The organism is Kitasatospora sp. NPDC059817 (genome assembly GCF_042731835.1).
In the GTDB taxonomy this organism is placed as follows: Bacteria; Actinomycetota; Actinomycetes; order Streptomycetales; family Streptomycetaceae; genus Kitasatospora.
The window spans coordinates 1-26,171 of sequence record NZ_JBHWIR010000008.1 but is presented as its reverse complement, the minus strand read 5'-3'; the positions used below and the strand labels follow the sequence as shown (position 1 = coordinate 26,171).

The following is a 26,171-nucleotide window of genomic DNA, read 5'->3' as shown; positions in this document are numbered from 1 at the left end:
CCTCGATATTTGTTGCACTATACAACGGAATCCCCCGGGTCCGCGCGCCGCTCCGGGCCTCCCTGCCCCTGAGTGGCCTGCCAGGCGCGGGCGGCGGCAATCCGGCGGGTCGCACTCGGGTGAGTGGCGAACAGTAGCTCAAGCGCCCTCGGCGGGTCGACATCGGAGACGTTCGCCAACGCCAGTCTGCGTTGCATCGCGACGAACTGCTCGGCGTCCGACGTCAGTTCGAGTGCGTGCCGGTCCGCCCTGGCCTCGATCCGGCGGCTCACCGCGCACTGGGCCGGCCCCGACAGCGCCCCCAGCAGCGCCGCGCACGCCGCCAGCAGCGGCAGCGCCCGCGGATCGGCCGCATCCGCCGCCCCCGCCGCCGACAGCAGCGGCTGCCAGGCGCCCAGCACCCCCAGCACGGCCACCGCCACGGCCGCGCCCACTGCGCCCAGCAAGGTGCCGAACGGCACGTCCCGGTGCTTCACGTGGCCCAGCTCGTGCGCCACCACCAGTTCCACCTCGCGCGGCGTGGCCGTCGACAGCAGCGTGTCGTACGCGACGATCCGGCGGGTCGCGCCCAGCCCCGACACGTACGCGTTGAGCGCGGTGGTCCGCCGCGAGGCGTCCGCCACCAGGACGTCCCGCACCCGTACGCCGTCCCGCTCGGCCAGTGCCAGCAGGGCGCTGCGCAGCGGGCCCGGCGGCATCGGAGTGAAACGGTTGAACACCGGCTCGATCAGCAGCGGGTGCAGGAAGGACAGCGCCGCCGTCAGCACCGCCGCCGCGCCCGCCGCCGGCAGCCACCAGTGCCGCGGCGACCAGGCGGTCAGCGCGAACAGCCCGAGCGCGAGCGGAAGGACCAGCACGAGGGCCAGCCCCAGGCCGCGCAGCGCGTCCACCGCCCAGCCGGCCCAGCCCTGCGTCACCAGCCCGTACCGGGCCCGGACCGCCCGCAGCCGGGCGCCGAACGGCAGCTGCAACGCCTGGCCGAGCACCACCAGGGCCGCCGCGCCCGCCAGCACCCCGGCCGTCCGGGAGTCGCCGAACCAGCCGCCGACGGCCGAGACCAGGCCGGCGCCGGCCGGGGTCAGGCCGAGCAACAGGGTGAGCGCCAGGCCCGCCAACCGCCCGCCCAGCGCCCAGGGCAGCTGGGCGCGGCGCAGCGCGCGGCCACGGGCGCGCTCGGCGGGGGTGAAGTCGACTGGTGGGCGGCCGGCGGGGGCGGGGCCGGCGGAGGCGGTGGTCTCGGTGTCGTCCATGGGGTGGGTGCGGCTCCGGGCTCTGGCGGACGGGGGCGGGCGGGGCGGTTCAGCATCTCCTACCGCGCCGAGGCGGCGCTCAGTCCTCGGCGTCCGGTGCTCCAGCCGTTGGTGTTCGGCCCGCCGGTGCTGTGCTCGGAATGGAGCCGGTGTTGTGCTCGGAATGTTGCGGAACCGAGGCGGATGGGTGCGGAAGCCGTGCCGTAGGCTGACCGCTTCTGGATCGACCCGGGGGGAACCACTCATGCGCCGTGCCGCGGCCGCCGTCGCGCTGTTCGTCGGCCTGACCGCCATAGCCGCCTGCGGGCCCGACGACCCCGCCCCGGCGCCGGCCGCCGCGCCCGGCTCGACCGCGGCCGCCTCGGGCGGGGCGGCGGGCACGCCCACCAGCCCGGGCGCGACGCCCTCCGGAACCGCCGCCGGGAAGAACGCCGCGCCCCGGCCCGACGGCAGCATCACCGTCGCGTTCGCCGGAGACGTCCACTTCGAGGGCCGCACCGAGGCCCGGCTCGCCGTCCAGCCGCCCGAGCAGGCCCTCGGCCCGCTCTCCCGGACGCTCGCCGACGCCGACCTGTCCGTCCTCAACCTGGAGACGGCGATCACCGGGCGCGGTGCCCCCGAGCCGAAGACCTACACCTTCCGCACCTCGCCCAAGGCGCTCTCGGCGCTCAAGGACTCCGGCGTCGACGTCGTCTCCATGGCCAACAACCACGCCGTCGACTTCGGCGCCGACGGCCTCACCGACACCCTCGCCGCCAAGGACTCCTCGCCGATCCCGGTCGTCGGCGTCGGCCGCAACGCCAAGGAGGCGTACGCCCCGTACGTCACCACCGTGCGCGGTGTGAAGGTCGCCGTCGTCGCCGCCAGCCAGGTCGAGGACCTCACCAACCAGAAGTGGCGGGCCGGCGCCAACAAGCCGGGCATCGCCTCCGCGCTGGACGTCCCCGCGCTGGTCAAGGCGGTCGAGGCGGCCAAGCAGCAGGCGCCCGTCGTCCTCGTCTACCTGCACTGGGGCGACGAGGGCAAGGCCTGCCCCACCGGCCCGCAGACCGCCATCGCCAAGAAGCTCGCCACCGCCGGCGCCACCGCCGTGGTCGGCACCCACGCCCACACCATGGTCGGCTCGGGCATGCTCGGCAACACGTACATCGGCTACGGCTTCGGCAACTTCCTCTGGTACGGCACCTCCAACTACGCCTTCTCCAACGAGACCGGCGTCACCACCCTCACCCTCACCCGCGACGGCAAGGTCACCGGCGAGGCCTTCGCCCCGGCGACCATCGACGACAAGGGCGTCCCCGCCCCGGTCACCGGCGCCACCGCCGAGGCGGCCCGCAAACGCCGCGACGCCCTCCGGGGCTGCACCGGCCTCGCCCCGGCCCCGGCAGCCCCGTCGGCTCCGGCGACCGGCGCGACGGGCTGAGTCGTTTCCGGGGGCACGTGGCCCTCTCGTGAGCGACCGGGAGCCGCCCTCAGCTCCCGGTCGCCGTCCGGCAGTTCGCCGCCCTCCAGCCGCCGCGGCACCGCGGCCGTGGGAGGTTCGGTCCACGGTCTCGGCGAGACGAAACGTCTCGTACTGGCGCGCCCGGAAGCGGCGGCGATCGGGCCGGAGTCGAGGGAGCGGCGGTGAGTTGACGACTGCACAGGGCATCGGCGCAGCCGAACATATGTGTTAGGTTAGGCTTACCTAATATTGCTGGTCGGAGGGGATGTCCGTGCAAAAGTCCGAATTCGCCGGTGCCGTCGCGATGGTCACCGGGGCCGGGCAGGGCATCGGTGCGGCCGTGGCCCGGGCGCTCGTCGCCGAGGGGGCCGTCGTCGCCGCGGTGGACCGCAACCCCGGCCCGCTCGCCGCCCTCGCGGCGGATTCGCCCGCCGTGCACCCGTACGTCCTGGACGTCGCCGACGGCCGGGCGGTGGACGACACGGTCGACCTGATCGAGCGCCAACTCGGGCCGATCGCCGCACTGGTGAACGTCGCCGGGATCCTGCGCACCGCACCCGTCGTCGAACTCACCGACCAGGACTGGGCGGAGACCTTCGCGGTCAACACCACCGGCGTCTTCCACACCGGCCGCGCGGTCGGCCGCCGGATGGCCGACCGCGGCCGCGGCGCCGTGGTCACCGTCGGCTCCAACGCCGCCGGGGTGCCGCGCGCCGGCATGGCCGCGTACGCGGCGTCCAAGGCGGCGGCCACCATGTTCACCCGCTGCCTCGGGCTGGAACTCGCCCGCTCCGGCGTGCGGTGCAACATCGTCTCGCCCGGCTCGACCGACACCGGGATGCAGCGCGCGCTCTGGGGCGAGGACGCCGAGGCCGCCGAACAACGGGTCATCGACGGCGACTTGGGCGCCTGGCGGGTCGGCATCCCGCTCGGGCGGATCGCCGCACCCGCCGACATCGCCGAGGCGGTGGTCTTCCTGGCCTCCGACCGGGCCCGGCACATCACCATGCACGACCTCTACGTCGACGGCGGCGCGACCCTGCGCGCCTGACCGCCCTGACCGCCCTGACCGCCCTCGCCGTCCCCCCGCCTTCCTCGCCGCTCCCCTCCGCGCCCCGGGCAACCCCCGGGCGCCGGCCATGCCCTGACCTCCCTCCCTGACCTCCCTCCCCGACCCTCTTCCCTGACGCGCAGACCGTCCAGACCGTCCCAGACTGGAGACTTCACGGTGACCACGGTGCACCACGCCCCCGCCGGGGGTGTCGCCGAGCACGCCGCTCCCGCCCCCGCCGCCGCCCCGGCCCCCGCCGGGCCCGCCGACGCTTCCGCCCCGGGCCCCGACCACGCCGTCATCGGCGCGGCCAGCGGCCTGCTCGGCCAGTACCGGGCCGCGGCCGACGAGGCGTTCCTCGCCTCGCCGACCCGCACCCTGCTCACCGCCGGGGTGCACGCCCGCGTCCCGCAGGACGAGCGCCCGCTGCCCGTCCGGGTCGCCGCGACGCTGGCCGAGGCCCGTCGCGCCGGGGTCGAACGGCCGCTGGTGGTCGGCGCGGTGGCGTTCGACCACGACAGCCGGGTCGAACTCGCCGTCCCCGAGAGAGTCCGCAGAGCCGGGGCGCTGCGCGACGACCCGCTGATCGCGCTGCCCGCGCCGCCGGCCGAGCCGGTCGACTGGCAGGTGCGCCCGATCCCCGAGCCGGCCGCGTACGGCGCGGGCGTCGCGGCGGCCGTCGAGCGGCTGCGCGGCGGCGAGTTGAGCAAGGTCGTGCTGGCCCGCACGCTGGAGCTGAGCGCCGACCGCCCGCTGGACCTGCCCGCGATCCTCCAGCGGCTGGGCCGCCGCGACCCGGGCGGCTACACCTTCGCCGTCCCCGCCGGCGGCGGGCGGACGCTGATCGGCGCCAGCCCCGAACTCCTGGTCTCCCGGCGCGGAACGGCCGTCCTGGCCAACCCGCTGGCCGGCTCGGTGCCGCGCAGCGCCGACCTCGGCGAGGACGTCCGGCGCGCCGCCGCGCTGCTGGAATCGCCCAAGGACCTGCACGAGCACGCCGTCGTGGTGGATGCGATCCGCGCCGCGCTGGCGCCGTACTGCCGCACCCTGGACGTGCCGGCGCGGCCGACCCTGGTGCGCACCGCCGCGATGTGGCACCTGGCCACCACCATCACCGGCGAACTGGCCGATCCGGCGGTCTCCGCCCTGGAGTTGGCCACCGCCATGCACCCGACCCCGGCGGTCTGCGGCACGCCGACGGCCGTCGCCCGGCGGGTGATCGGCGAGGTCGAGCCCTTCGACCGAGGCCTGTACACCGGCATGGTCGGCTGGGGTGACGCGGACGGCGACGGCGAGTGGGTGGTCACCATCCGCTGCGCGGAGGCGGACGAGCGGACCCTGCGGGTGTACGCGGGTGCGGGCGTCGTCGACCGGTCCCGGCCCGAGGACGAACTCGCCGAGACCAGTGCCAAGTTCCGTACCTTCCTGGACGCCGCGGGGGTGTCGCAGTGACGGCGCCGGAGAGTTTTCTGATGCAGGGTCAGTTCGCCGTTGTGGACCAGGTCTCCCTTCAGGAGTCCGCCTTCACCCCGTACCCCGCCGAGTTCGCCGAGCGCTACCGGGCCGCCGGGTACTGGCGCGGCGAGACCTTCGGGCGGATGCTGCGCGAGCGCGCCGCCGCGCACGGCGAGCGGATCGCGATCGTCGACCCGGCGGGGGAGGGGCGGCGCTGGACGTACGCCGAACTCGACCGCCGCGCCGACCGGATGGCCGCCGGGCTGCTCGCCCGGGGGATCGGGCGCGGCGACCGCGTGGTGGTCCAACTGCCCAACGTGGCCGAGTTCTTCGAGGTGGTCTTCGCGCTGTTCCGGATCGGCGCGCTGCCGGTCTTCGCGCTGCCCGCCCACCGTGCCACCGAGATCGGCTACTTCTGCTCCTTCACCGGGGCGGCCGGCTACGTCGTCGCGGCCGTCGACAACGGCTTCGACTACCGCGAACTGGCCTCCCGGGTCAAGGCGGAGAGCCCGGCGCTGCGGCTGGTCCTGGTGGCCGGGGACGACCCGGGCGAGCACCTCCGGCTGGCGGACGTGCCCTGCGACGGGCCCGGTCCGGCCGAGGAGCCGGAGCCCGGGAGCGTCGCCTTCCTCCAGCTCTCCGGCGGCAGCACCGGTGTGCCCAAGCTGATCCCGCGCACCCACGACGACTACATCTACTCGCTGCGCGGCTCGGTCGAGCTGTGCGCGCTCGACGAGGACAGCGTCTACCTGTGCGCGCTGCCCGCCGCCCACAACTTCCCGCTCAGCTCGCCCGGTTCGCTCGGCACGCTGTACGCGGGCGGCCGGGTGGTGCTGTGCCCGCGGCCCAACCCGGAGACGGCCTTCCCGCTGATCGAGCGCGAGGGCGTGACCATCACCGGGCTGGTGCCGCCGCTGGCCCTGCTCTGGCTGGACGCCGCCGAGCGCGACGCGGGCGGCCCCGGCGCGGGGGGCCTGGAAAGCCTGGAGGTGCTGCTGGTCGGCGGCGCCAAGTTCAGCGCCGAGGCCGCCCGGAGGGTGGGCCCGGTGCTCGGCTGCACGCTCCAGCAGGTGTTCGGGATGGCCGAGGGGCTGGTCAACTACACCCGCCTGGACGACCCGGAGGAGCTGATCACCACCACCCAGGGCCGGCCGATCTCCCCGGACGACGAGGTCCGGGTGGTCGACGACCAGGACCAGGACCTGCCCGACGGCACCACCGGCCACCTGCTCACCCGCGGCCCGTACACCATCCGCGGCTACTGGAACGCGCCCGAGCACAACGCCGACTCCTTCACGGCCGACGGCTTCTACCGCACCGGCGATCTCGTCCGCCGCACCCCCACCGGCCACCTGGTGGTCGAGGGCAGGGCCAAGGACCAGATCAACCGGGGCGGCGAGAAGGTCGCCGCCGAGGAGATCGAGAACCACCTGCTCGCCCACCCCGCCGTGCACGACGCGGCGGTGGTGTCGATGCCCGACCCCTACCTCGGCGAACGCACCTGCGCCTACGTCGTCCTGCGCGCCGAGAACCGCGAACAGCCGCCGAAGAGCATCGAGTTGAAGCGCTTCGTACGCCAGCGCGGACTGGCCGAGTACAAGGTGCCGGACCGGGTCGAGTTCGTCGACGCCTTCCCCGCCACCGGGATCGGCAAGGTCAGCAAGAAGGACCTGCGCGCCGCCATCGCGGCCGCACTCCCTACTCACTGAAGGAAAGACCACCGTGGGCCTGCCCCGCATTCCCTCCTATCCCCTGCCCGCCGCCACCGAACTGCCCGCCAACCGGGTCGAGTGGACGGTCGATCCGGACCGCGCCGTGCTGCTGGTGCACGACCTGCAGAACCACTTCCTGGACGCCTTCGACGCCGCCGCCGCGCCGGTGCCCGAACTCCTCGGGAACGTCGGCCGGTTGGCCGAGGCGGCGCGCGCCCACGGCATGCCGGTGCTCTACTCGGCCCAGACCGGCGGGCAGAGCCCGGCCCAGCGCGGCCTCCAGCAGGACTTCTGGGGCCCGGGCATCCCGGACGACCCGCGCGCGACGGCGATCGCCGACGCCGTCGCCCCCGCACCGGGCGACACGCTGCTCACCAAGTGGAAGTACAGCGCCTTCGTGCGCACCGATCTGGACCGGCTGCTGCGCGAGCAGGGCCGGGACCAGCTGGTGATCACCGGCGTGTACGCGCACATCGGGGTGCAGGCCACCGCCTGCGACGCCTGGATGCGCGACCTGCCGGCCTTCGTGGTGGCCGACGCGGTCGCCGACTTCGGCCCGGACGAGCACCGCGCGGCGCTGTCCTGGGTGGCCGGCCGCTGCGGGCAGGTCACCACCACCGACGCCGTCCTCGCGATGCTGGAAGGGAAGTGACGGGCATGGCCTTCACCGTGGAGCGGATCCGGGCCGAGGTCGCCGACCTGCTCGGCGAGGACCCGGCGGACGTCCCGCTGGACGAGAACCTGGCCGACTGGGGCCTGGACTCGGTCCGGCTGATGGCGCTCGCCGAGCGCTGGCGGGCCGAGGGCGCCGAGGTGGCGTTCGTGCAACTGGCCGAGCGCCCGGCCGTCGAGGCCTGGGCCGCACTGCTCGGCGCGGCCTGATGGAGACCGTGCTGCTGGAGGCCGCCGGGCCGCAGGCGCCCCCACGCACGGACCGGGCGGCGAAGTACCCGCCGACCACCGTCGTGGGGCCGGTCGAGGCGCAGGCGGCCCGGACCCCGGACGCCCCCGCCGTGCTGCTCGCGGGCGGCGCGGTCGTCACGTACCGGGACCTGAACGCCGCGGCCAACCGGCTGGCGCGCGCCCTGGCCGCGCGCGGCGCCCGGCCGGGGGCGGTGGTCGGCCTGGCGCCGGCCCGCCACCCGGCGCAGCTGCTGACCGCGCTGCTCGCGGTGGCCAAGTCCGGCGCGGCGTACCTGCCGCTGGACCCGGCGGACGCGCCCGGACGCCGGGAGCGGCTGCTCGCGGAGACCGCGCCGGTCTGCGTGCTGGGGGAGGGGGTGCCGGAGGCGCTGGCCGGGCTGGACGCGGACGGCGAGCTGGCCACCGACCCGCCCCGGGCGCTCACGCCGCAGCACCTGCTGTGTGTCGGGTACGGCCCCGGCGGGCGCCCGGACGCCGTCCGGCTCACCCACGCCGAGGCCGACCGCCGGGTGCGCGAGCTCCAGGCGGCCCACCCGCTCGGCCCTGGCGACCGGGTGCTGCAACTGGGCCTGCCGCTCTGGGAGTTCCTCTGGCCGCTGCGGACCGGCGCCGCCGTGGTGCTGGCCGACCCGCAGCGGCCGGGCGAGGTCGGGGAGCTGGTGAGGGAGCTGGGTGTCACGGCGGTGCGGGCGACGCCGGCGGCGCTGCTGGGCGGCAGCTGAAGGGGGCGGGGCGGGGCACGGGCGGGGCGAGGGCGAGCGCGGCGAACAGATGACAACATTCAGCGAACAACTTTCAGATAACAGATGTTGAAATCTGTTATCTGAAAGTTGTCATCTGTTATCCGTCAGCCGTCGATCGGCAACCGCCGGTCGTCAGTCGCCGGCTGTCAGGCGTTCGCCGCCAGGTCCGCCGCCGTCCAGGCCATGGCGACCGCGCCGTCCAGCACCGCCCGGTCGGCCTCCGCCCCCACCGCGGCCTCGGCGAACGCGGCCTCGTGCGGGGCGCAGGCGCCGCCGGTGATGTCCAGCACCGGGTGGATGGCGGGCACGGCGTGGGAGACGTTCCCCATGTCGGTGCACGCGAACGGCCCGCTCTCGACCGGCTCCGGCCGGCCGAGCGCCGCCGCGTTGGCCCGCCAGAGGGCGAGCAGGGCGGGGTCGGAGCGCATGTCCAGGTAGTCCGGTTCGGGCCGGTCGAGCGTCACCTCGCAGCCGGTGGCGAGCGCCCCGGCCCGGAAGCAGTCCTCGACCCGGGCGCGCAGCTGCGCGAGGTCCTCGGCCGCCGAGGCGCGGATCTCGTACTCCGCGCTCGCGCTGTCGGGGATCAGGTTGGGCGCGGTGCCGGCGGCCGTGGTGATGCCGTGCACCCGCCACTGCGGCGGCAGGTGCTGGCGCAGCAGCCCGAGGGCGACCTGGGCGACGGTGAGCGCGTCGGCGGCGTTGCGCCCCTGGTGCGGGTTGAGGCTCGGGTGGGCGGCGCGGCCGGTGTAGTGGACGGAGAGGGTGCCGAGCGCGAAGGAGCGGAAGTCGGCGACCTCGACCGGGCAGGGGTGCACCATCATCGCCGCGTCCACGCCGTCGAAGGCGCCCGCCTCCAGCAGCAGCGCCTTTCCGGCTCCGCGCTCTTCGGCGGGCGCGCCGATCACCCGTACGGTGAGCCCGAGTTGGTCGGCGTACGGGGCGAGGCCGAGTGCCGCGCCGAGGCCGGCGGCGGCGATCAGGTTGTGCCCGCAGGCGTGCCCGAGGCCGGGCAGCGCGTCGTACTCGCAGACGAGTGCGACGGTGACCGGCCCGCTGCCGAGGCTCGCGGTGAACGCGGTGTCCAGTCCGTGCGCGGGCGCGGTGACGGCGTAGCCGTGGGCGCGCAGGAGTTCGGCGCACCAGGCGGCCGCGCGGTGCTCCTCGAACGCGGTCTCGGGGTGGGCGTGGATGCGGTGGCTGAGCGCGAGCAGTTCCGCGCGGTGCGCGTGGACGCGTTCGCGGACGGCCTGTTTGGTCGCGGTCAGGGGCATGGGCGGCGCCTCCGGGATGTCAGGGCCCCCGCACTGGGAGGCCGTTGACCAGATCATATGAAGTTAGATTAGGCTAACCTAACTAGGCGTTTCGTTCGCCGGACCCCGAGGAGCACCCCGAACCATGCCTGCCGTCGAAACCCAGGCCGTCGATGTCCCGCTGCTCGCCGCCCAGGCCGCCATCTGGTACGCGCAGTCACTCGACCCCGACAGCCCGGTCTACAACACCGGCGACGCCGTCGAGATCACCGGCCCGCTCGACGAGGGCCGGTTCGAGGACGCGCTGAGGCAGGCAGTCGACGAGGCCGAGGCGCTGAGCGCCGTCGTCGTCACCGGCCCGGACGGCACGCCCCGCCAGCAGCCGCGCCCCGGCCGCCGCTGGCCGCTGCACCACCTCGACCTGCGCGCCGCGCACGACCCGGCCGCCGAGGCCGAGGCCTGGATGCGCGCCGACCTCGCCCGCCCGGCCGACCTCGCCGAGGGCCCGCTGTTCACCCACGCGCTGATCCGCCTCGCCGACGACCGGTACCAGTGGTACCGGCGGATCCACCACCTCGCCGTCGACGCCTATGCGTTGAACCTCCTCGGCGAGCGCCTCGCCGAGCTGTACACCGCGCACACCACCGGCGCCGAGCCCGCCGCACGCCCGTTCGCCACCCTCGCCGAGGTCGCCGCCGAGGAGGCCGCCTACCGGGACGGCGAGGAGTACCCGGCCGACCGCGCCTACTGGGCCGACCGCCTGGCCGGCGCCGACACCCCGGCGACCCTGCCGGGCAGCCCGGCGCCCGCGCTGTCCGCAACCCCGGCCCAGGCCCCCCTGCGCCTCACCGCCGAACTGCCCGCCGGCACCCGCGACCGACTGGAGCGCGCCGCCGCCACCGCCCGCGCCACCTGGGCCGAACTGCTCCTCGCCGCCACCGCCGGCTACCTGCACCGCCTGGCCGGCACCGAGGACGTCGTGCTCGGCCTGCCGCTCGCCAACCGCCGCGGACCGGCCGCCCTGCGCACCCCCGTCGCCGCCGCCAACGTCCTCCCGCTGCGCCTGGCCGTCCGCCCCGCCGACAGCGCCGAGGCGCTGCTGCGCCGGGTGGTCCGCGAACTGCGCGCCGTCCGCCGCCACCAGCGCTACCCGCTGGAGGACCTGCGCCGCGACCGCGGGCTGACCGGCGAGCGGCGCGCCCTGTTCGGCCCGATGGTCAACATCAAGGCCTTCGAGGGCGATCTCGACCTGGCCGGCCTGCCCGGCGTCGTCCGCAACCTCGCCGCCGGGCCGGTCGACGACCTCGCCGTCGGCGTCTCGCCCGCCCCCGGCGGCGCGCTGCGCCTCGTCCTCGACGCCGACCCCGCCCGCCACGACGCCGCCTCGCTCGCCGCCCACCGTGACGGGCTGCTGCGCTACCTCGACGCCCTCACCGACCTGCTGCTCACCGCCCCGCAGACACCGATCGCCCGGATCGACCTGCTCGACCCGGACGGCCTGCGCCGCGCCACCGCCGGGCGCGCGGAGCCGCCGCTCGACCGGACGCTGCCCGAGCTGTTCGCCGCGCAGGCCGCCCGCACCCCGGCCGCCGTCGCCGTCCGCAGCGGCAAAACCGCCCTCACCTTCGCCGAGTTGGACGCCGCCGCCAACCGCCTCGGCCACCGCCTGAACGCCCTCGGCGTGCGCGCCGGTGCGCCGGTCGCGTTCGCCCTGCCGCGCGGCGTGGACACCCTGGTCGCGATGCTCGGCGTGCTCAAGGCCGGCGGCGCCTGCGTCTCCCTCGACCTCGCCCACCCCCGGCAGCGCCTGGCCGCCGTCCTGGACGACGCCCGCCCGGTCTGCGTGGTCGGCACCGTCGACGCCCTCGCCCAACTGGACCTGCCGGCCGGCCTGCCCACCGTGCTGCCCGGGGACGCGGACGCCGAGCCCGCCACCGCGCCCCCGGCCCCCCGGCCCCACCACGCCGCCTACGTGCTGCACACCTCCGGCTCCACCGGCCGCCCCAAGGGCGTCGTCGTCACCCACGCCTCGCTGGCCAACCTGTACGCGGGCCACGGCGAGGACCACATCGCCCCGGCCATGCGCCGCACCGGCCGCGAACGCCTGCGCGTCGCCCACAGCGCCTCGTTCGCCTTCGACGCCTCCTGGGACCCGGTGCTGTGGATGGTCCACGGCCACGAGCTGCACCTGCTCGACGACGCCACCTACCGCGACCCGGCCGCCCTGGCCGGCCACCTGCACCGGGAACGCGTCGACTACCTCGACGTCACCCCCTCCTACCTCGAAGTCCTGCTCTCCGAAGGCATCCTGGACGAGGAGTGGCACCGCCCGGCGGTCATCGCGGTCGGCGGCGAAGCCACCCCGCCCGCCCTCTGGCAGCGCCTCACCGCCGCAGCCGGCCTGCACCCGATCGACCTCTACGGCCCGACCGAGACCACCGTCGACGCCTACGCCTGGACGCCCGGTCCCGACGGCGCCCCGGTCGGCCGGGTGGTGCGCGGCTCCCGCGCCTACGTCCTCGACGGCTCGCTGCGCCCCGCGCCCGACGGCGTCGCCGGCGAACTGTACGTCGCCGGGGCCTGCCTGGCCCGCGGCTACCTCGGACGCCCCGACCTCACCGCCGAACGCTTCCTCGCCGACCCGTTCGGCCCGCCCGGCGACCGGATGTACCGCACCGGCGACCTCGCCCGCCGCCGACCGGACGGCACCCTGGAATTCCTCGGCCGCGCCGACGACCAGGTGAAGATCCGCGGCTTCCGGATCGAGCCCGGCGAGATCGCCGCCGTCCTCGCCGAACTGCCGGGCGTCGCCCAGGCCGTGGTGATCGCCCGCTCCGGTCCGCAGGGCAAGCGGCTGCTCGGCTACGTCGTCCCCGAGGCGGCTCCCGAGGCCGCCCCCGAGGCCGCCCCCGAGACCGCCCCCGAGACCGTTGCCGAGGCCATGTCGGAGGACGCCGCCGAACCCGCCCCCACCCCCCGCGTCGCCCTCGACCCGGCCGCGCTGCGGGCCGCGCTCGCCGCCCGGCTGCCCGGCCACATGGTCCCGGCCGCCGTCCTGCTCCTCGACGAACTGCCGCGCACCGCCCACGACAAGCTCGACCACCGCGCCCTGCCCGAACCCGCCGCCGCCGAGCCCGGCACGGCCCCGGCCACGCCGCAGGAGGAACTGGTCTGCGGGTTGTTCGCCGACGTCCTCGACCTGCCGCAGGCGCCCGGGCGGGACGCCTCCTTCTTCGATCTCGGCGGCCACTCGCTGCTGGCCGGCCGCCTCGCCGCCCGGCTGCGCGAGACCTTCGCCGCCGCCGTCGGGTTCGCCGACGTCTTCCGCCACCCGACCCCGGCCGCGCTCGCCGCGCTGCTCGACGCGCACCCCGGCGGCGAGCCCGAGGCCCGCCCCGCGCTGGTGCCCGTGCCGCGCACCGACCGGATGCCGCTGTCACCCGCCCAGCGCGGCCTGTGGTTCCTGCACCGGCTCCAGGGCCCCAGCCCCACCTACAACATCCCGCTCGCCCTGACCCTCACCGGCCCGCTCGACCGGACCGCCCTCACTCTCGCCCTCGGCGACCTCGCCGCCCGGCACGAGGTGCTGCGCACGGTCTACGGCGAGGAGCCGGACGGCACGCCGTACCAGCGGGTGCTGCCCGCCGCGCCCGTCGAACTGCACGACGGCACCGAGCTCGCCGAAGCCGTCCGGCACGCCTTCGACCTCACCGGCCGGCCGCCGCTGCGCGCCACCCTGTTCACCCACGGCCCGGTCGAACACACCCTGCTCCTGCTGCTCCACCACATCGCGAGCGACGGCGCGTCCACCACCCCGCTGGTCCGCGACCTGTCCGCCGCCTACACCGCCCGGCTGGCCGGCCGCGCACCGGAACTCCCGGCGCCCGCCGTGCAGTTCGCCGACCACACGGCCTGGCAGCGGCAGCTGCTCGGCACCTCCGAGGCGCCCAGCCCGCTCGCCGCGCGGCAGTCGGACTACTGGCGCACCGCCCTGGCCGGCCTGCCCGACCAGCTGGAACTGCCCACCGACCGCCCGCGCCCCGCCGTCGCCGGCCACCACGGCGCCACCGTGCCCTTCACCCTCGACGCCGAGGCGCACGCGGCCCTCGCCGTGCTCGCCCGGACCGCCGGCGGCACCGTCTTCATGGCCGTCCAGGCCGGACTCGCCGCCCTGCTCACCCGGCACGGTTGCGGCACCGACATCCCCGTCGGCACCCCGGTCGCCGGCCGAGACGACCCCGAAACCGCCGATCTGGTCGGCTACTTCGTCAACTCCGTGGTCCTGCGCACCGACACCTCGGGCGATCCGACCTTCCGCGAGCTGCTCGGCAAGGTCCGCAGCACCGTCCTCGCCGCCCACGAGCACGCCGACCTGCCCTTCGACCGCCTGGTCGAGGAGCTCAACCCGCCGCGCTCCCTCGCCCGCCACCCGCTGTTCCAGGTGATGCTCGCCTGGCAGAGCCGGCCCGACGAGCCCCACCCGCTGGGCGGCGGCCTCACCGCCCGGATCGCCGCCGTCCCCAGCGGCACCGCCAAGTTCGACCTCACCCTCAACGCGGGCGAGCTCCCCGACGGCGGCATCGGCGGCTTCCTGGAGTACCGCACCGACCTCTTCGACGCCGCCACCGTCGAAGGGCTCGCCACCCGCCTCGCCCGGCTGCTCACCGCCGCCGCCACCACCCCCGACACCGCGATCGGCCGGCTCCCGCTGATCGGCGAGGAGGAGCGGCTGCGCGCCCTCGTCGAGTGGAACGGCACCCCGCACACCCCGGCCCCGCACACCCCGCACACCCCGGCCCCGCGCACCTCGGACACCTCGGCCCCGCACACCCCGGCCCCGGACGCCACCCTGGCCGAGCTGTTCGAGGCCGCGGCCGCCGCCAACCCGCGGGCCGTCGCCGTCAGTTGCGGTGACGAGCAGCTCGACTACACCGAACTCGCCGCCCGCGCCGACCGCCTGGCCCGGCTGCTGGCCGCCAACGGCATCGGCCCCGGCACCATCGTCGCCCTCGCCCTGCCGCGCTCGCTCGAACTCGTCGTCGCCCTCCTCGCGGTGGCCAAGTCCGGCGCCGCCTACCTGCCGCTCGACCCCGACTACCCGGCCGACCGCCTCGCCTACATGCTGGCCGACGCCGCCCCCGCCGCCCTGCTCACCGACCGCGCCACCGCACCCCGGCTGCCCGCCCACCAGGTGCCCCAACTGCTCGTCGACGGCCCGGAGTCGGCCGCCCACCCGGCCACGCCGCTGGCCCAGTACGAGCGCACCCGCCCGCTGCGCGCCGAGGACACCGCCTACGTCATCTACACCTCCGGCTCCACCGGCCGGCCCAAGGGCGTGCCCGTCACCCACCACAACGTGGTCCGGCTGTTCCGCTCCACCGACCACTGGTTCGGCTTCGGCGCGGACGACGTCTGGACCCTCTTCCACTCCTACGCCTTCGACTTCTCCGTCTGGGAGCTGTGGGGAGCCCTGCTGCACGGCGGCCGCCTGGTCGTCGTCCCGCACCTGGTCAGCCGCGACCCGGCGGCCTTCCTCGACCTGCTCGCCCGCGAGCGCGTCACCGTGCTCAACCAGACCCCGTCCGCCTTCTACCAGCTCAGCGCCGCCGACCGGGACCGCCCCGGAACCGAACTCGCCCTGCGCTACGTGGTGTTCGGCGGCGAGGCGCTCGAACTGGCCCGGCTCGACGACTGGTACGCCCGCCACCCGGAGGACGCGCCCACCCTGGTCAACATGTACGGCATCACCGAGACCACCGTGCACGTCTCCTACATCGCCCTCGACCGGGCCACCGCCGCCGCCGGGAGCAGCAGCACCATCGGCGTCAACATCCCCGACCTGCGGGTCTACGTCCTGGACCAGCACCTCCAGCCCGTCCCGCCCGGCGTCACCGGCGAGATGTACGTCGCCGGGGCCGGCCTGGCCCGCGGCTACCTCGGCCGCCCCGACCTCACCGCCGGGCGCTTCGTCGCCGACCCGTACGCCGAACTGTTCGGCGAACGCGGCACCCGGATGTACCGCTCCGGCGACCTCGCCCGCCGCCGCGCCGACGGCGTCCTGGAGTACTTCGGCCGCGCCGACCAGCAGGTGAAGCTGCGCGGCTTCCGGATCGAACTCGGCGAGATCGAGGCCGTGCTGGCCGCCCACCCGGGCGTCGCCGACGCCGCCGTGGTCGTTCGCGAGGACGCCCCGGGCGACAAGCGACTGGTCGGCTACGCGGTCACCACGGCGAGCCTCGAAGACCCGAGCGCCGCCGCCGCCGTCACCCCCGAGGACCTGCGCGCCCACACCGCCGCCGAACTGCCCGCCCACATGGTGCCCTCCGCCGTCGTCCTGCTGGACCGGCTGCCGCTCACCGCCAACGGCAAGCTCGACCGCCGCGCCCTGCCCGCCCCCGACGCACCCGCCACCGGCGCCGGACGCCCGCCGCGCACCCCGCGCGAACAGCAGCTGTGCGAACTCTTCGCCGAGGTGCTGGGCGTCGCGGCGGTCGGCGTCGACGACGACTTCTTCGCCCTCGGCGGCCACTCGCTGCTGGTCGTCCGCCTCGCCGGGCGGATCCGCGAACTGCTCGGCCTGGACGTCGGCATCGGCACCCTGTTCCAGTCGCCCACCGTCGCCGCCCTCGACACGGCCCTGGCGGCCGGCTCGCAGAGCGCCGACGCGCTGGACGTCCTGCTTCCGCTGCGCCCCGCCGCGCCCGGACGCCGTACCCCGCTGTTCGCCGTCCACCCCGCCGGCGGCCTCAGCTGGTGCTACACCGGCCTGATCCGCCACCTGCCCGCCGACCAGCCGATCTACGGCCTCCAGGCCCAGGGCGTCGGCGCCGCCACGGCGGCCCGGCCCCTGCCGCAGACCCTGGACGAACTGGCCGCGCACTACGTCGACCGGCTGCGCGAGGCCCAGCCCGAGGGACCGTACCGGCTGCTCGGCTGGTCCACCGGCGGGATCATCGCGCACGCCGTCGCCGTCCGGCTCCAGGACCTCGGCCACGCCGTCGAACTGCTCGCGATCCTGGACGCCTACCCCGCCGAGGGCTTCCGCGACCTGCCCGTCCCCGACCAGGCCGAGGCGCTGGAGGCGCTGCTCACCATGGGCGGCTACGGCCCCGAGGACCTCGCCGGGCGGCCGCTCGAACTCGCCGCCGTCACCGAGCTGCTGCGCCGCGAGGGCAGCCCGCTCGCCGGGCTCGACGACGCCACCGTGGCCGCCCTCAACCGGATCTACCTCAACACCAACCACCTCGTCCGGGGCCACGACCACCGCCCCTTCGACGGCGACGTGCTGTTCTTCCGCGCCACCGTCGACACCATCGACGAGACCCTGGTGCCCGAACTCTGGACCCCGTACGTGTCCGGCCGCATCGACAACACCGACGTCGCCTGCTCGCACAAGGACATGACCCTGCCCGCCCCGATCGCGCACATCGCCCGCGTGATCACCGACCACCTGGAGAAGTCCTCCGATGAGTGACGCCCCCGCCAACCCCTTCGACGGTGACGGCGAGTTCCTCGCCCTCGTCAACGACCAGGGCCAGCACTCGCTCTGGCCGGCCTTCGCCGCCGTCCCGGCCGGCTGGAACGTCTCCCACGGCCCGTGCGAGCGCGCCGACGCCGTGCAGTGGATCACCGCCCACTGGACCGACCTGTGACCCCTCCGGCCGTCGAGGCCGCCCGGGCGCGCCCCCTGCTCGCGGGGCGCGCCGCGGTGGTCGTGGTCTACACCGCCGCGATGTGCATGAACGGCCTGGACTCGACCATCGTCAACCCCGCGCTGTTCACCATCGCCGAGGACTTCGGGCGGCCCGTCTCGGCCGCCAACGCCGTCGAGACGGCCTTCCTGGTCGGCCTCGCCGTCGGCCTGCCGGTGGCGGGCTGGCTCGGCGACCGGTTCGGCGTGAAGCGGGTCTTCCTCGGCTCCCTGGCCGCGTTCACCCTCGCCTCCGCCCTGTGCGCCGCCGCGCCCGGCCTCGGCTCGCTCGCCGCCGCGCGGGCCGTCCAGGGCGTGGCCGGCGGACTGCTCACCCCCGTCGGGATGACCCTGCTGTTCCGGGCCTTCGCCCCGCACGAGCGGGCCGGCCTGGGCCGGATCCTGATCGTCCCGACCGCCCTGATGCCCGCCCTCGGCCCGCCGCTCGGCGGCCTCCTGACCGAACACCTCTCCTGGCACTGGCTGTTCCTGGTCAACGTGCCGATCGGGGTCGCGGCCGTCGCGACCGGGCTCATCGGCCTGCGCGCGGCGGACGAGCCCCCGGCCGGCCGCTTCGACACCACCGGCTTCCTGCTCGCCACCCCCGGCCTCGGACTGCTCACCTACGCGCTCGGCTTCGGCCCGGCGCACGGCTGGTCCTCGCCCCCGGTGGCGCTCGGCGGCGTGGCCGGGCTCCTCCTGCTCGGCATCGCCGTGCGCCACCAACTCCGCGTCGCCGAACCACTGGTGGACCTGCGGCAGCTCGCCGACCGCACCTTCGGCACCGCCACCTGGCTGGCCCTGCTCACCTCGGCCGGCCTGATGGGCGCCCTGTTCGTCCTCCCGCTGCTCTACCAGGCCGCCCTCGGGGCCTCGGCCCTCGACGCAGGGCTGAGCGTCTTCCCCGAGGCGATCGGCCTGATGGCCGCCTCGCAGGTGGTCGACCGCCTGCTGCCCCGGTTCGGCCCCCGCCGCCTCGCGCTGCCCGCGCTGCTGCTCGCCGCGCTCGTCCTGGCCGCCCTCGGCTTCGCCGAGAACCCCTGGGCCGTACGGGCGTTGATGTTCGCGGTCGGGCTCGTCCTGGGCACCGCCGTGCTCACCGTCCAGATCGCCGGCTTCGCCGACGTCCCCGGGCCCGCGATGGGCCGCGCCATGGGCCTGTTCACCATCGTCCGCACCCTCGGCGGCGCCCTCGGCATCGCCGCCACCGCCGCCCTCATCGGCGCCCTGGACACCGACGGCGGCTCACCCGGCCCCTACCGCCTCGCCCTCCTGCTCACCGCCGCCCTGGTCGCCGCCGGCACTCTCCTCACCACCCGCCTCCCCCGGGAGGCGCCGGCACCCTGAATCGGCTCCGGCTGCCGTACGGTGGCCGGAGCACTGGAGGAGAGTCCATGAACCCCGAGCGCTACCGTCTTCTCGAAGAGGCCCGGCGCAGTCTCCCGGACGGCTACAAGGTGGAGTTGTCCGGCGACATCATCGTCATGCAGGCGTCACCGTCGTCGGTCCACCAGCTGAACCTCGCGCTGGTCCAACGCCAGTTCGAGGCGCACTGCCCTCCCGGCTACTTCCCCACCGGGAACAGTGATCTCTCCTCACCCGAGGTCGGCTCCGTGCGCAATCCCGACCTCACGTACCTGCCCGAGGACGTCATCGACCTGGCCGGCCACGACATCCCCGCCGAGCTGGCCCTGATCGCGGTCGAGATCGTCTCCCCGTCCAATCCCGAGAACGACTGGACGGGGAAGGTCCGCGACTACCCGCGCATGGGCTTCCCGCTCTACCTGATCGTGGACCCGCGGCAGCGGACGGCCACGCTGTTCTCCGAGCCGAACCACGACCGGTACCACACGAGGACCGAGCGGGACTTCGGCGAGACGATCGGCGTTCCCGATCCGTTCGGCTTCGAACTGGACCTCGCGCGGCTCGTCCCGTACAAGGACTGATCGCCGAGCGCCTGACCGATGGGCTCAGGCGCTCGGCCAGAGGATCAGGTCGGGCAGGGCGTGCCGGCGCGGCCGGTCGCCGAGGTCGGCGAGTGCGGTGCGGATGGCCCGGAGGTGTCCGACGGTCAGTTCCAGGGGCGGCTCGTCGGGCTGGTGGGTCGTGCGGATGGGGTAGTCGACGCCGGGGGTGCGGGTCATCTCGATGTGGCAGCCGAGCAGATGCGTCACGGGGCGGCGTTCGGCGAAGTCGATCAGCCGGTCGACGGTGCGGGTGAAGGCCGGCCAGTCGTCGATGTAGAGGCGGCCCGGGTAGACGGTGTCGCCGGTGAGCAGCAGGCCCGTCCACGGGTCGTAGTAGGTGACGGCCGCCGGGTGGTGGCCCGGGGTGGCCAGGCATTCGAGCACCCGGCCGCCGCCGAGGTCCACCCGCGCGACGGCGTCCGGGTCCTGGTCGAAGCCGAAGTACGGCCAGGCCGTGGCCGGGTCGGCGCCGACCAGGGTCGTCGCGGGCCGGTCGGCGAACTGCCCGTCGCCCGCGACGTGGTCGCCGTGCGGGTGGGTGTGCAGGACGAGCAGCCCGTAGCCGTCGCGGGGGTTGTCGGCGAGCCACCGGTCGATGAGCCCGTCGACCACGGTGCGCAGCGGGAAGTACGCGGCGGAGGCGGTGGCCCCGGTGTCGATCAGGACGGCCCGCTCGCCCCCGAACAGCAGGAACAGGAACGGCGCCTCGTAGTTGACCGCCTTGTTCTGCCGCAGGATGACGGTGTGCTCGTCGTACGCGTGGACCTGGATGTCCGGGTCCGTGTTGTGCTTCGCGGACGGGGATCCGTGGATCCACCGCACGTCGAGCGGACGGGCGATCGGGGCACCGGCGGCCATGACGTCTCCCTGGGTGCGTCGTCTTGGCGGGCCGGGTACGGCGCACATCTCGTCCGGGGCGGTCACCGGCGCGCCGCCACCGGGACGCTAGCACGCCCCCGTCGCTGCGCGCCGGTCCGCCGGTCCGCCGGTCCGCCGGTCCGCCGGTCCGCCGATTCGCCGGGAACCGTCAGGCACGCCCCAGCAGGTGCGCCAGCCCGTCCGCCAGCCCGCCGCGCCAACAGGCGTAGTCGTGGCCGCCGTTGAACTCGCGGTACGCGAGGTCGTAGCCGCGGGCGGTGAGGACGTCGCGCAGGTGGCGGTTCTGCGGGAGCAGCATCCACTCCTGGAGGCCGACCTCGACGTAGAACCGGGCCTCCCGCCGTTGCTCGCGGGCGAATTGGCGGGTCAGCCACTCACTGCCCTCGTCGAACTCCGTCTCGTCCGGCCACCAGAAGGAACCGGACTGGCAGAGCGCGCCGCCGAAGCGGTCGGGGCGCCGGAACGCGGCGAAGGCGGCGGTGAGGCCGCCCGCGCTCTGGCCGGCGATGACGGTGCCGGCCGGGTCGGTGGTGGTGCCGAACTCGGCTGCCGCCCAGGGGAGGAGGCGGTCGGCGAGGAGGTCGACGAAGGCCGGGTTGCAGCTGAGGTCGTCGGGGCGGCAGGGGCCCATGGTGTGGACGAGCAGGGCGACGGTGGGCGGGATGGCGCCGTCCGCCGCCAGGTTGTCGAGGGTGTCGCCGACCGACAGCACCTCGCCCCACATCTCGCCGTCCAGCAGCACGGCCACCGCGAACGGCCCGCCACCGGCGGACGCTCCGCCACCGGCGGGGAGGTGGACGTCCACCCGCCGCCCGGCCACCTCGTGGGCCACCGTCCGCCCGCGCGGCACGCCGTCGCGCCGCCGGGCGTACGGCTGGGCGGGGGCGTCGGGCAGGCTGAGCACGGACGACGGGTGGCGCCCGTCGCGGGCGGGCAGCCGGGGGGCGGCGTCGTGCGGGTCGGGGCGGGCGTGGTCGAGGACGCGCAGCCAGTCCGCCCGGGTGGTGCCGGGGGCGTCCCCCCGGAACGGGTACAGCTGGTAGGACGCCCGGTGGTCGGCTCGCAGCCGGTAGGTGATCGACCAACGGCCGTCGTCGCGGCGGGTCATCAGGTGCGGGGCGAGGTCGCCGGCGTGCCGGTCCTTGTCGGTGACGGTGTGCAGGAGCGCGAGCACGCCGTCGCACGACGCGTCCTCGTGCACGAAGGTGACCAGGCGGTAGGCGGGGTCGGCCGGATCGGGCGCGACCAGGGGAAGGGTTTCCATCTGCGGGACTCCTCGGGGAGGTTAGGCGGGGGTGCCCTTGCGGCCGAGCAGCACCCAGAGCAGGAAGGGGCCGCCGAGGACGGTGGTGACGATGCCGACGGGGATCTCCACCCCGCCGATCAGCACCCGCCCCACGGTGTCGGCGAGCACGACGAGGACGGCGCCGGTCAGTGCCGAGCCGAGGACCGGCACGCGCGCCGGCCCGGCCAGCCGCCCGGCGATCACGGGCGCGGCCAGCGCGACGAAGCCGACCGGCCCGCACACGCCGACGGCCAGCCCGGCCAGCGCGACGGCCAGCAGCAGGCAGCCGAGCCGGACCCGGCCCGGGTCGACGCCCAGCGAGGCGGCCACGCTGTCGTCGAAGCGCAGCACCGCCAGCCGCCGGGCCGCCGCCAGCGCGAGCGGCACGAGCACGGCCAGCCCGATCAGGACCGGGGTGGCGACGGCGTAGTCCCGCCCGTTGAGGCTGCCGGAGGTCCAGACGTAAAGGGAGCCGGCCGAGTTGAGCGAGCGGCGGGCGAGCGCGACCTGGATGACGGCCGAGGCGAGCGCGGACATCGCGAGGCCGACGACCAGCACCCGGTAGCCCTGCGCGCCGAGCCCGCCGGAGACCAGGGTGACGACCAGGACGGCGGCCAGCGCGCCGAGCGGGCCGGCCCACCAGGCGCCGAAGGTGCCGGAGACGGTGGCGGAGATCAGGACGGCGGCGGTGGCGCCGTCGTTGACGCCGAGCAGTTCGGGGGTGGCGAGGCGGTTGCGGGCGAGGGTCTGGGTGAGGCAGCCGGCCAGGCCGAGGGCGGCGCCGGCGGCGAGCCCGGCGACGATCCGGCCGAGCCGGAACTTCTGCACCAGCAGCACGTCCAGCCGGTCGCCGTAGCCGAACACGGCCTGGAGGGTGCGGCCGAGGCCGAGTTCGCTCTGCCCGGCGTGGGCGGACACGACGACGACGGCGAGCAGCGCCGCGGCCAGGGCGAGCGAGGCGAGCAGCGCCCGGCGGGGGAGCAGCAGCGACCAGGCGCCGCGCCGCAGTACCAGGTCGGGTTTGGGCGCGGGCGGCTCGGACCGCCGGACGGGGGCGGGCTCGGCCGGATCGGCCATGCCGAGCGCGGCGGTCCGGCGGGAGCGGACGATCGCGATCAGCGCGGGGGCGCCGACCAGGGAGACGATCACCGACACCGGCGCCTCGAACGGGCGGGCCACCACCCGGGCCAGCACATCGGCCCCGGTGAGCACGGCGGCGCCGAACAGCCCTGCGAGCACGGTGAGTTGCCCGACCCTGGGGCCGGCGACGGTCCGTGCCAGGAATCCGGCGAGCAGGCCGAGGAAGGAGATCGGGCCGGCCAGCGCGACGGCCGAGGCGGTCAGCAGGGTGACGGCGAAGGCGACCGCGGCCCGGGTGGCGCCGGGGCGGTGGCCGAGGCCGCGGGCGAGGTCGTCGCCGAGCGCGAGCGCGGTGAGCGGCCGGGTGGCGAGCAGGGCGAGCAGGAAGCCCACGCCGAGCACCGGGGCGAGCTGGCGCAGCGTCGTCCAGCCCTCCACACCGGCCAGCGAGCCCAGCACCCACACCCGGTACCGGTCGTACGCCTCGGGCGAGTTGACGATCAGCACGCCGGTGAGCCCGCCGAAGGTGGCGCCGACCGCCGAGCCGCCGAGCACCAGCCGCATCGGCGACCCGCCCCGGGCACCCGCGATGAGCAGCACCAGCGTGCTGGCGAGCACGGCGCCGCCGAAGGCGAAGGCCAGGTACCCGTACGAGGTCTGGATGCCGAGTACGGCGATGCCGAGCACGACCCCCAGGGAGGCGCCGGCGTTGACGCCGAGCAGTCCGGTCTCGGCGAGCGGGTTGCGGGTGACGGACTGCAGTTGCGCCCCGGCGACCCCGAGTGCGGCGCCGACCAGCAGGGCGGTGGCCGTGCGGGGCAGGCGCAGGTCGCCGACGACGAGGGCGAGCCGGCTGTCCGCGCGGGCGCCGTGGCGGTTCAGCAGGTAGTCCAGCACCCGCCCGGGGCCGACCTCCCCGGCGCCGACGGACAGCGAGAGCGCGGCGAGGGCGAGCAGGACCGCGACCGCGCCGAGGGCGATCGGCCAGGCGGCGCAGCGGCCGTCCCCGCGCGGTGGCGGCGGTGGCGGCGGTGGCGGCGGGGCGTCCGGCTCGGTGCGGGACTCCCCGGGGGCGCCCACTTGCGACAATGTCATAAGGTAAGGCTAACCTAATGAGCGCATCGTCCTGTGGGCACCGCCACCGTGCCGGGTCACCCGGACGCCGCCCAACCCCCGTACCACCGCTGCCCGGAGGCACCCATGCCGTTCGCCCAGAGCCCGCTCCACCCCGTCCGCCGCCGCGCGGCCCGGGCGCTGGCCGTCACCGGGGCGGCCGCCCTCCTGCTCGCCGGGTGCGGCTCCTCCGGGTCCTCCTCCGGATCCTCGGGCTCCGCGGGCGGCTCCACCGCCGCCGGCAGCCCGGCGGCGGACGCGGCCGGCGGCAAGCGCACCGTCAAGGACGCGACCGGCAAGGCCGTCGAGATCCCCGCCGCGCCCCAGCGGATCGTCACCCTCACCCAGGAGGACCTCGACGCGGTGCTCGCCCTCGGCGTCAAGCCCGTCGGCATCACCAACGGCCAGGGGCTCAACGAGCCGCCCGCCTACCTCAAGGACAAGGTCCAGGGCGTCCCGGTGGTCGGCAACCTGCTGCAGCCCGTCATGGACAAGGTCATCGCCGCCAAGCCCGACCTCATCCTGGCCGGCGACATGCAGGACGAGCAGATGCTCAAGCAGCTGCGCGAGATCACCCCCGCCACCCTCGTCACCATGGCACCCACCGACGACTGGAAGCTCGCCTTCCGCGGCATCGGAAACGCCGTCAACAAGCTCGACCAGAGCAACAAGGTGATCGCCGACTACGAGGCCAAGGCCGCCAAGGCCGGAGGCGACCTCGGCAAGAACAAGGGCGCGGCCGTCTCCATCGTCCGCTGGAACCCCACCGGGCCGAGCTGGATGGAGAAGAAGCAGTTCGCCAGCGGCGTCGCCCTCGACATGGGCCTCACCCGCCCGGCCGCGCAGGACAAGGACGGCAACGCGCACAGCCCGGCGCTCAGCCTGGAGAAGCTCGCCGAGATCGACGGCGACTGGCTGTTCCTGTCCACCCTCACCGACGACGGCAAGACCGCGCTCAAGGACGTCCAGTCCAAGCCCGCCTACCAGGAGCTGGGCGCGGTGAAGAACAAGCACGCCGTCACCGTGGACGGTTCGGTCTGGTCCACCCGCGGCGGGCCGCTCGCGGCCGACGTGGTCATCGGCGACATCGGCAAGGCGCTCGCCGCCTCCTGACCGGCCCGCGTTCGGGCCCCGTTCCGGGCCCGTGTCCGCGCTCGGGCCCGTACCCGGCCGGGCCCGCGCCCGTGCCCGGCCGGCCGGCACCTCGCCCGGCCGGCCCGCAGCCCCCTCCAACCGAAGGAACCCTCGATGGAGTTGACGATCCAGGGCCTCACCGCCGGCTACGGCCCCGGCCGCCCGGTGCTCGCCGGCGTCGACCTCACCGTCCCGGCCGGCCGGGTGGTGGCCGTCGTCGGCCCGAACGGCTGCGGCAAGTCCACCCTGCTGCGGGCCGTCGCCCGGCTGCACCGGCCGGACGGCGGGCGGGTGCTGGTCGGCGGCGAGGACGTCTGGCGGCTGCGGCCGCGCCAGGCCGCGCACCGGGTCGCGCTGCTCCCGCAGAGCCCGCAGGCCCCCGAGGCGGTCACCGTCGCCGGACTCGTCCGCTACGGCCGCCACCCGCACCAGGGGCTCTTCCGCCAGTGGTCGTCCGACGACGAGCGGCTCACCGCGCGGGCGCTGCGCGCCACCGGCGTCGAGGAGCTCGCCGACCGCCGGCTGGACCGCCTCTCCGGCGGCCAGCGGCAGCGCTGCTGGCTCGCCATGGTGCTCGCCCAGGACGCGCCCGTCGTGCTGCTCGACGAACCCACCAGCGCGCTCGACCTCGGGCACGCCGTCGAGGTGCTGGAACTGGTCCGCGAGGTCGCCGCCGGCGGGCGGACGGTCGTCATGGTGCTGCACGACCTCGCGGCGGCGGCCCGATACGCCGACCTGGTCGTCGCCCTGCGCGACGGCTCGGTGGTGGCCTGCGGCCCGCCCCGCGAGGTGGTCGACGCACCGCTGGTGCGCGCGCTGTACGACATCGACAGCGACGTGCTCGCCGCCCCCGGCGACGGCGCTCCGGTGATCGTCCCCCGGGCGGCGTCAGTACGTTGACGATGCGTCAGGTGTGACCTGGCGGGCGACGGGAGACGGGTGGCGGGGCAGGCGGCGTGCCGCCCTGTCCCGTTCACTCGTTCGACGGGTTTGCGCCCCGGAAGCCGCGGAACAGCCTCCCCGGCCGCCGCTTTGATGCTCCTATGGGTTGTCAAGCGGTGGTGAGCCATTCGCGGTAGGCGTTGGCGAGGTCGTCGTCTCGGCGGGTGCCGCGTTCGAGGGTGGAGATGGTGGCGGGCCAGACGCCGAAGTGGTTGGCGACGGCGGTGAGGGTGATGTTCTTGGCCTGGCGGG

At 75.6% G+C, this 26,171-nt stretch carries 18 protein-coding genes and 1 riboswitch; of the genes, 13 read left to right on the top strand and 5 right to left on the bottom strand.

All coding sequences use genetic code 11. The annotated features are described in order from the left end of the window. Nucleotides 1-17: 17 nt before the first annotated feature. Entirely contained in the window at nucleotides 18-1,250 is a 1,233-nt protein-coding gene (locus tag ACFV61_RS02980) for a M48 family metalloprotease (RefSeq protein WP_380489738.1), read from the bottom strand. A 244-nt stretch (nucleotides 1,251-1,494) separates the two neighbouring features. Between ACFV61_RS02980 and ACFV61_RS02975 the strand changes: the two genes are divergently transcribed. From ACFV61_RS02975 to ACFV61_RS02945, 7 genes are all read left to right on the top strand, one after another. Then, nucleotides 1,495-2,673 carry a CapA family protein gene (locus ACFV61_RS02975; RefSeq protein ID WP_380489736.1) on the top strand — a complete coding sequence of 393 codons (1,179 nt, stop codon included), beginning with the start codon at nucleotides 1,495-1,497 and terminating at the stop codon, nucleotides 2,671-2,673. Nucleotides 2,674-2,959: 286 nt separating this feature from the next. Beyond that, a complete protein-coding gene (locus tag ACFV61_RS02970; RefSeq protein WP_380489734.1) occupies nucleotides 2,960-3,745 on the top strand; it encodes a 2,3-dihydro-2,3-dihydroxybenzoate dehydrogenase in 786 nt (261 codons plus the stop codon). A 300-nt stretch (nucleotides 3,746-4,045) separates the two neighbouring features. After that, a complete protein-coding gene (gene dhbC / locus ACFV61_RS02965) occupies nucleotides 4,046-5,197 on the top strand; it encodes an isochorismate synthase DhbC (RefSeq protein ID WP_380489819.1) in 1,152 nt (383 codons plus the stop codon). 20 nt (nucleotides 5,198-5,217) lie between these two features. Continuing rightward, nucleotides 5,218-6,909 (top strand): (2,3-dihydroxybenzoyl)adenylate synthase, encoded by a 1,692-nt coding sequence (locus ACFV61_RS02960; RefSeq protein ID WP_380489732.1) that lies wholly within the window; start codon nucleotides 5,218-5,220, stop codon nucleotides 6,907-6,909. Nucleotides 6,910-6,922: 13 nt separating this feature from the next. Further along, nucleotides 6,923-7,564: an isochorismatase family protein gene (locus ACFV61_RS02955; protein WP_380489730.1), complete on the top strand. Its 642-nt coding sequence runs from the start codon at nucleotides 6,923-6,925 to the stop codon at nucleotides 7,562-7,564. Nucleotides 7,565-7,569: 5 nt separating this feature from the next. Beyond that, nucleotides 7,570-7,794 carry a phosphopantetheine-binding protein gene (locus tag ACFV61_RS02950; RefSeq protein ID WP_063349844.1) on the top strand — a complete coding sequence of 75 codons (225 nt, stop codon included), beginning with the start codon at nucleotides 7,570-7,572 and terminating at the stop codon, nucleotides 7,792-7,794. Next, complete coding sequence (locus ACFV61_RS02945; RefSeq protein WP_380489728.1) at nucleotides 7,794-8,558, top strand: AMP-binding protein; 765 nt, start codon at nucleotides 7,794-7,796, stop codon at nucleotides 8,556-8,558. Before ACFV61_RS02950 ends, ACFV61_RS02945 begins: the two co-directional genes overlap by 1 nt. Nucleotides 8,559-8,725: 167 nt before the next feature. On the opposite strand, the gene ACFV61_RS02940 is transcribed toward ACFV61_RS02945, so the two are convergent. Continuing rightward, the gene (locus ACFV61_RS02940) at nucleotides 8,726-9,850 is read right to left on the bottom strand and encodes an amidohydrolase (protein ID WP_380489726.1); all 1,125 of its coding nucleotides are present in this window, start codon (nucleotides 9,848-9,850) and stop codon (nucleotides 8,726-8,728) included. 124 nt (nucleotides 9,851-9,974) lie between these two features. Between ACFV61_RS02940 and ACFV61_RS02935 the strand changes: the two genes are divergently transcribed. From ACFV61_RS02935 to ACFV61_RS02920, 4 genes are read left to right on the top strand one after another with little or no spacing between them, the layout of a single operon-like run. Beyond that, the gene (locus ACFV61_RS02935; protein WP_380489724.1) at nucleotides 9,975-17,303 is read left to right on the top strand and encodes an amino acid adenylation domain-containing protein; all 7,329 of its coding nucleotides are present in this window, start codon (nucleotides 9,975-9,977) and stop codon (nucleotides 17,301-17,303) included. After that, on the top strand, nucleotides 17,296-17,481 hold the full coding sequence (locus ACFV61_RS02930) for an MbtH family protein (protein ID WP_063349847.1): 186 nt from the start codon (nucleotides 17,296-17,298) through the stop codon (nucleotides 17,479-17,481). Before ACFV61_RS02935 ends, ACFV61_RS02930 begins: the two co-directional genes overlap by 8 nt. Then, nucleotides 17,478-18,866, top strand: a complete 1,389-nt coding sequence (locus ACFV61_RS02925) for a DHA2 family efflux MFS transporter permease subunit (protein WP_380489722.1) — start codon at nucleotides 17,478-17,480, stop codon at nucleotides 18,864-18,866. The genes ACFV61_RS02930 and ACFV61_RS02925 overlap by 4 nt, the downstream gene beginning before the upstream one ends. Before the next feature lie 47 nt (nucleotides 18,867-18,913). After that, nucleotides 18,914-19,465, top strand: a complete 552-nt coding sequence (locus tag ACFV61_RS02920; RefSeq protein WP_380489720.1) for a Uma2 family endonuclease — start codon at nucleotides 18,914-18,916, stop codon at nucleotides 19,463-19,465. Nucleotides 19,466-19,489: 24 nt separating this feature from the next. Here ACFV61_RS02920 and ACFV61_RS02915 read toward each other — a convergent pair whose 3' ends face one another. The 3 genes from ACFV61_RS02915 to fhuB all read right to left on the bottom strand — a co-directional run bounded on the left by ACFV61_RS02915 (nucleotide 19,490) and on the right by fhuB (nucleotide 23,825). After that, nucleotides 19,490-20,344, bottom strand: coding sequence for an MBL fold metallo-hydrolase (locus ACFV61_RS02915; protein ID WP_063349849.1), 855 nt, complete (start codon nucleotides 20,342-20,344; stop codon nucleotides 19,490-19,492). Nucleotides 20,345-20,356: 12 nt separating this feature from the next. Further along, a riboswitch (guanidine-III (ykkC-III) riboswitch) is annotated at nucleotides 20,357-20,417 on the bottom strand. 96 nt (nucleotides 20,418-20,513) lie between these two features. Beyond that, nucleotides 20,514-21,629, bottom strand: a complete 1,116-nt coding sequence (gene fes / locus ACFV61_RS02910; protein WP_380489718.1) for an enterochelin esterase — start codon at nucleotides 21,627-21,629, stop codon at nucleotides 20,514-20,516. 21 nt (nucleotides 21,630-21,650) lie between these two features. Continuing rightward, nucleotides 21,651-23,825, bottom strand: a complete 2,175-nt coding sequence (gene fhuB / locus ACFV61_RS02905) for a Fe(3+)-hydroxamate ABC transporter permease FhuB (RefSeq protein WP_380489716.1) — start codon at nucleotides 23,823-23,825, stop codon at nucleotides 21,651-21,653. A 105-nt stretch (nucleotides 23,826-23,930) separates the two neighbouring features. Here fhuB and ACFV61_RS02900 point away from each other — a divergent pair, with 105 nt between their 5' ends. Then, nucleotides 23,931-24,956 (top strand): iron-siderophore ABC transporter substrate-binding protein, encoded by a 1,026-nt coding sequence (locus ACFV61_RS02900; RefSeq protein WP_063351505.1) that lies wholly within the window; start codon nucleotides 23,931-23,933, stop codon nucleotides 24,954-24,956. Nucleotides 24,957-25,091: 135 nt separating this feature from the next. Further along, the gene (locus tag ACFV61_RS02895) at nucleotides 25,092-25,877 is read left to right on the top strand and encodes an ABC transporter ATP-binding protein (protein ID WP_380489714.1); all 786 of its coding nucleotides are present in this window, start codon (nucleotides 25,092-25,094) and stop codon (nucleotides 25,875-25,877) included. Nucleotides 25,878-26,171 lie beyond the last annotated feature (294 nt).

Coding starts and splice junctions, on each gene's coding strand:
- ACFV61_RS02975 (WP_380489736.1), top strand. CDS start 1,495: ATGCGCCGTGCCGCGGCCGCCGTCGCGCTGTTCGTCGGCCTGACCGCC.
- ACFV61_RS02920 (WP_380489720.1), top strand. CDS start 18,914: ATGAACCCCGAGCGCTACCGTCTTCTCGAAGAGGCCCGGCGCAGTCTC.
- ACFV61_RS02945 (WP_380489728.1), top strand. CDS start 7,794: ATGGAGACCGTGCTGCTGGAGGCCGCCGGGCCGCAGGCGCCCCCACGC.
- ACFV61_RS02900 (WP_063351505.1), top strand. CDS start 23,931: ATGCCGTTCGCCCAGAGCCCGCTCCACCCCGTCCGCCGCCGCGCGGCC.
- ACFV61_RS02915 (WP_063349849.1), bottom strand. CDS start 20,344: ATGGCCGCCGGTGCCCCGATCGCCCGTCCGCTCGACGTGCGGTGGATC.
- ACFV61_RS02970 (WP_380489734.1), top strand. CDS start 2,960: ATGTCCGTGCAAAAGTCCGAATTCGCCGGTGCCGTCGCGATGGTCACC.
- ACFV61_RS02935 (WP_380489724.1), top strand. CDS start 9,975: ATGCCTGCCGTCGAAACCCAGGCCGTCGATGTCCCGCTGCTCGCCGCC.
- ACFV61_RS02930 (WP_063349847.1), top strand. CDS start 17,296: ATGAGTGACGCCCCCGCCAACCCCTTCGACGGTGACGGCGAGTTCCTC.
- ACFV61_RS02940 (WP_380489726.1), bottom strand. CDS start 9,850: ATGCCCCTGACCGCGACCAAACAGGCCGTCCGCGAACGCGTCCACGCG.
- fhuB (WP_380489716.1), bottom strand. CDS start 23,825: ATGACATTGTCGCAAGTGGGCGCCCCCGGGGAGTCCCGCACCGAGCCG.
- ACFV61_RS02960 (WP_380489732.1), top strand. CDS start 5,218: ATGCAGGGTCAGTTCGCCGTTGTGGACCAGGTCTCCCTTCAGGAGTCC.
- ACFV61_RS02950 (WP_063349844.1), top strand. CDS start 7,570: ATGGCCTTCACCGTGGAGCGGATCCGGGCCGAGGTCGCCGACCTGCTC.
- fes (WP_380489718.1), bottom strand. CDS start 21,629: ATGGAAACCCTTCCCCTGGTCGCGCCCGATCCGGCCGACCCCGCCTAC.
- ACFV61_RS02980 (WP_380489738.1), bottom strand. CDS start 1,250: ATGGACGACACCGAGACCACCGCCTCCGCCGGCCCCGCCCCCGCCGGC.
- ACFV61_RS02895 (WP_380489714.1), top strand. CDS start 25,092: ATGGAGTTGACGATCCAGGGCCTCACCGCCGGCTACGGCCCCGGCCGC.